At 74.2% G+C, this 4639-nt stretch carries 4 protein-coding genes; all 4 read right to left on the bottom strand.

Going from position 1 to position 4639, the window contains the following annotated elements:
- Positions 1 to 67: 67 nt before the first annotated feature.
- A complete protein-coding gene (locus tag ABZY91_RS41385; protein WP_355409336.1) occupies positions 68 to 1282 on the bottom strand; it encodes a histidine kinase in 1215 nt (404 codons plus the stop codon).
- Positions 1279 to 3063 carry a cation acetate symporter gene (locus tag ABZY91_RS41380; RefSeq protein WP_355409334.1) on the bottom strand — a complete coding sequence of 595 codons (1785 nt, stop codon included), beginning with the start codon at positions 3061 to 3063 and terminating at the stop codon, positions 1279 to 1281. Before ABZY91_RS41380 ends, ABZY91_RS41385 begins: the two co-directional genes overlap by 4 nt.
- A 22-nt stretch (positions 3064 to 3085) precedes the next feature.
- On the bottom strand, positions 3086 to 3460 hold the full coding sequence (locus tag ABZY91_RS41375) for a hypothetical protein (RefSeq protein WP_266308914.1): 375 nt from the start codon (positions 3458 to 3460) through the stop codon (positions 3086 to 3088).
- 203 nt (positions 3461 to 3663) lie between these two features.
- Complete coding sequence (locus ABZY91_RS41370) at positions 3664 to 4473, bottom strand: LytTR family DNA-binding domain-containing protein (protein WP_355409332.1); 810 nt, start codon at positions 4471 to 4473, stop codon at positions 3664 to 3666.
- Between the last annotated feature and the right edge of the window lie 166 nt (positions 4474 to 4639).

Genomic DNA, 4639 nt, shown 5'->3' with positions numbered 1-4639 from the left:
TTCCACTCCTGCCGCACCGCGATCAGCAACTACAACGACCGCTCCAACGTGCAGAACTGTGAGCTGGTCAACCTCTCCGACCTCGACACCGGCAGTCACCCGCGCGGAACTTGGGGAGCCGGACCGTCACCTTCGTCCCCGCCCCCACGGCCGTCTCGACGACCAGCCCGTGGTCGTCGCCGTAGACCCGCCGCAGCCGTTCGTCGACGTTGCACAGACCGATGCCCGACGCCCCGCCCGCCTCCCCGGCCAGGACACGTCGCAGCTCCGCCGGGTCCATGCCGACCCCGTCGTCCTCGACCGTCACCACCGCCTCGGCGCCGGCGTCCTGGGCGGAGATGGAGATCCGGCACTCGCCCCCGGAGTTCTCCAGGCCGTGCTTGACGGCGTTCTCCACCAGCGGCTGGAGGCAGAGGAAGGGCATGGTGACGGGGAGCACCTCGGGAGCCACCTGGAGGGTCACCTTCAACCGGTCGCCGAACCGGGCGCCCGCCAGCGCCAGATACTGCTCGATGCACCGCAGCTCGTCGGCGAGGTGCGTGAAGTCGCCCTGCCGGCGGAACGAGTACCGGGTGAAGTCCGCGAACTCCAGGAGGAGTTCACGGGCCCGCTCGGGGTCGGTCCGGACGAAGGACGCGATCGCGGCCAGCGAGTTGAAGATGAAGTGCGGGGAGATCTGCGCCCGCAGCGCACGGATCTCCGCCTCGATGATCCTCGTCCGCGAGCGGTCCAGCTCGGCCAGCTCCAGTTGCACGGACACCCAGCGGGCGACCTCGGTCGCGGCCCGCACCAGCACCGCGGACTCGCGTGACCCGTAGGCCACGAGCGCGCCGAGGACGCCCTCCTCCCCGGTCAGCGGGGCGATGACGGCCCAGCGGAGCGGGCAGGCGGGATCGTCGCAGCCGGTGTGGACGCTCTGGCTGCGCCCCGACGCGAGGACCTCCGTGATCCGCCCCATCACCCGCTGCGGATGGTGGTCGGCGCCCCGGCCGTCCCAGGCGAGGACGGCTTCCCGGTCGGTGAGGCACAGGGCCTCGGTGCCGAGCAGGGAACGCAGCTGGCGGGCGGCCCTGCGGGCGGTGTCCCCGGTGAGCCCGGCCCGCAGCGGAGGGGCGGCCAGGGACGCCGTGTGCAGGGTCTGGAACGTCGCCCGCTCGACCGGGGTCCCGAGATCGAGGTCCCGTTCCGGCCCCCGCCGTACGCTCGCCCGGCCGAGCAGGAAGCCGACGGCGAGCAGCACGGCCACGGCGGTGCACAGGGTGGTGACGGTCGCCGCGGTCACGGCCGCCCCGCGGGATCCGGCTGCCGGGCGGCGCCGCCACCGGCGCCCGGGCCGGGGACCGGCCCCGGCCGGGGGAGGCCGATCATGTCCTCGGGCAGGTGGAGCCGCGCCAGGACGGCGGCGGCCCCGGCCGGTACGTGCCGCGGTGTCGCGAGCGACACCAGCACCATGGTGAGGAAGCCGAGCGGCACCGACCAGACGGCCGGCCAGGCCAGCAGGACGCCGCCCCAGCCCCCGGGGGCGATCCCGGACCGGGACACCAGGACGGCCACCAGGGCCGAGCCGCCTCCGGCGAGGAGTCCGGCCGCGGCGCCCGGCGGCGTCAGCCGGCGCCACCAGATCCCGAGAACGAGCAACGGGCAGAAGGAGGACGCCGCCACGGCGAAGGGAAGGGCGACCGCGTCCGCGACCGGCACGTGGGAGGCCGTGACGCTCACCGCACAGGGCACGGCCATGGCGATGGCGGCGGCCAGCCGGAAGGACCGGACCCCGGCCGAGGGCAGGACGTCCTGGGACAGCACTCCGGCGACGGACGTGGTCAGCCCGGACGCGGTGGACAGGAAGGCCGCGAACGCGCCACCGGCCAGCAGCGCACCCAGCAGGTCCCCCGTCACGCCGCCGATCACGCGCTCCGGCAGGACGAGCACCGCGGCGTCGGCCGCGCCCGTGAGGGCGAGCTCGGGCGCGTAGACGCGGCTCAGCGCGCCGTACACCGGCGGCAGCAGGTAGAAGGCGGCGACCAGCGCGAGGACCACCAGCGTGGTACGCCTCGCCGCCCGCCCGTCGGGGCTGGTGTAGAAGCGGACGGCGACGTGCGGCAGCCCCATCGTGCCGAGGAAGGTCGCCATGATCAGCCCGTACGTCGCGTACAGCCGGTGGGCCTGGCCGCCGTCCTCCGTGAACGGCGAGGAACGGACCGGCTCGGGCCCGGTGGAGACCCTTCGGGGGACCTCCGTGCCGGGGGCGAAGGACAGCTCCGTCCCGGCGGCGATGCGGTGGGTGCCCTTGTCCAGGGTGAGCTGCTCCCCGCCGTGGCGGGCACCGTCGACGGAGCCGGTGACCCCCACGGTCAGCGGCTCGTCCAGGTCGACCCGGACGGTGTCGTCGATCCGCACCACGGTGTGCTGCCGGAGGACGGCCGTCGCGTCGAACCCGGCCCGCGGCGTGTCGTCGCCGAACCAGGCGGCGAGCAGGAACAAGGCGGGGACCAGCAGTGCGGTGAGCTTCAGCCAGTACTGGAAGGCCTGGACGAAGGTGATGCTGCGCATCCCGCCGGCGGCGACGACTCCGGTGACGACCAGGGCGACGACGACGCCCCCGAGCCATCCGGGGGCGCCGGTCAGGATCTCCAGGGTGAGGCCGGCGCCCTGCAGCTGCGGCAGCAGGTAGAGCCAGCCGATGCCGACGACGAACAGGGCGGCCAGCCGGCGCACGGCGGGCGATTCGAGCCGGGCCTCGGCGAAGTCCGGGAGGGTGTACGCGCCGGAGCGGCGCAGCGGGGCGGCGACCAGGGCCAGCAGGACCAGGAACCCGGCCGTGTAGCCGACCGGGTACCAGAGCATGTCCGGGCCCTGGAGGAAGAGCAGTCCGGCGATGCCGAGGAAGGAGGCGGCGGAGAGGTACTCGCCGCTGATGGCGGCGGCGTTCAGTCCGGGGCCGACGGTCCGGGAGGCGACGTAGAAGTCGGAGGTGGTGCGGGAGACGCGCAGGCCCAGCGCGCCGATCAGGACGGTGGCGACGACGACGAGCGCGACGGCCGTCACCGCGTAGGTCTGGTTCACCGGTCCGATCCCGTCGCCGTGCTCAGCGGCCCTCGACGAGCCCGGTGAAGTCGCGCTCGTTGCGTTCGGCGCGGCGCACGTAGCGGCGGGCGACGAGCCAGATCACCGGGTGGACGGCCACGCCGAGCACGGCCCAGAGGACCGGACCGCGGGCCGGGACGGAGCCGGCGGTGGGGGAGGCGAACAGCAGCGGGAGGGTGCCGACCAGCAGGAGCAGCAGGCCCAGTGCGGACAGCCCCGCGCGCAGCTGGCTCCGCATCAGGGAGCGCACGTACACGTCCCCGAGGGGTGTCCGTTCGGCGATCTCGCTGCGCGCGGGGCGGTCACCTGGCGGACGGCCGGCGCGTCTGGGTATGCCGGTGACCACCTCGCGGCGGGGTCGGTGCTCTGCTGGCATCGCATCGGCTCCGGCATCGTCGGGACCGTCCGGACGGGTGTCCGGAGTCCTCGAAGAGTACAGAGCGGCGGCGGAAGAAGGTAGGTCATGTGCGGAGGAATCCGACGCCGTGGTGAGGTGCTGCGGAGCGTGACGGCGGAGGTGCGGACCGGACCTCGGGCGGGCGGTACGGCGGTGCGGTGATGCGGTACGGCGCCGGGGTGTCAGCCGTGGGCGCGACGGATCAGGAGGTCGCGGAGGTGGCGGGCGTGGCGGCGGCTGACCGCGAGGACGGTGGTCCCGATGCGCACGGTGGTCGCCCCGGAGTCGAGCCGGAGCTCGTCGATGCGACCGAGGGCGACGAGGTGGCTGCGGTGGATGCGGACGAAGCCGTGCGGGGCCCAGCGTTCCTCCAGGACGGCCAGCGGGATCCGCACGAGGTGGTCGCCGTCGGCCGTGTGCAGCCGTGCGTAGTCGCCGTGGGCCTCGACGTAGGCGATGTCGGTGAGCGGCACGAGCCGGGAGACACCCGCGCGGTCCACCTGGATGTACTCGGCCGGGCCCCCGGGCGGAGCGTTCTCCGCCGTGACGGAGGGCGCCTCCGGCGGGACGTCGGCCGGGACGGGGGCGCCCTCGCGCGCGGCTTCGGCCAGTTCGCTCGCCCGCCGGACCGCCTCGGCCAGCCGCTCCCGTCGTACCGGCTTGAGCACGTAGTCGACGGCCTTCAGGTCGAAGGCCGCGACGGCGAAGTTCTCGTGGGCGGTGACGAAGACGATCAGCGGAGGCCGGGCGAACCCGGCGATGAGTTTGGCCATGTCGAGCCCCGTCAGGCCCGGCATGTGGATGTCGAGGAAGACGACGTCGACGGCTTCCGGACTGTCGGGTCCCGCGTCGAGTGCCCGGCTGAGGCGGAGCAGCGCTTCGGTGGCGCCGCCGGCGCCCTCGGCGCTCCGGACCCGCGGGTCGGAGCGCAGGAGGTACAGCAGTTCCTCAAGCGCCGGCGCCTCGTCGTCGACGGCCAGTACGCGCAGCATGCTGCGGAGTGTAGACCGCATCGGGCGGCGTCCGCCCTGCTGCGCCGCCGCTCCCGGTCAGCCCTCGCTGCCCGCCGGGGGGAGCTGGGCCTGGATGAGGTTCATCACGGTGGAGTCGGCGAGGGTGGTGGTGTCGCCGATCTCGCGGCCCTCGGCGATGTCGCGC

Source organism: Kitasatospora sp. NPDC002965, assembly GCF_040611255.1.
In the GTDB taxonomy this organism is placed as follows: domain Bacteria; phylum Actinomycetota; class Actinomycetes; order Streptomycetales; family Streptomycetaceae; genus Kitasatospora.
Note: the sequence above shows the minus strand (reverse complement) of the source record. Positions and strands in the feature narration are given on the sequence as shown.

Bases quoted from the DNA above. Each gene is read 5' to 3' on its own strand.
- ABZY91_RS41375 (WP_266308914.1), bottom strand. From the start codon at position 3,460: ATGCCAGCAGAGCACCGACCCCGCCGCGAGGTGGTCACCGGCATACCC.
- ABZY91_RS41370 (WP_355409332.1), bottom strand. From the start codon at position 4,473: ATGCTGCGCGTACTGGCCGTCGACGACGAGGCGCCGGCGCTTGAGGAA.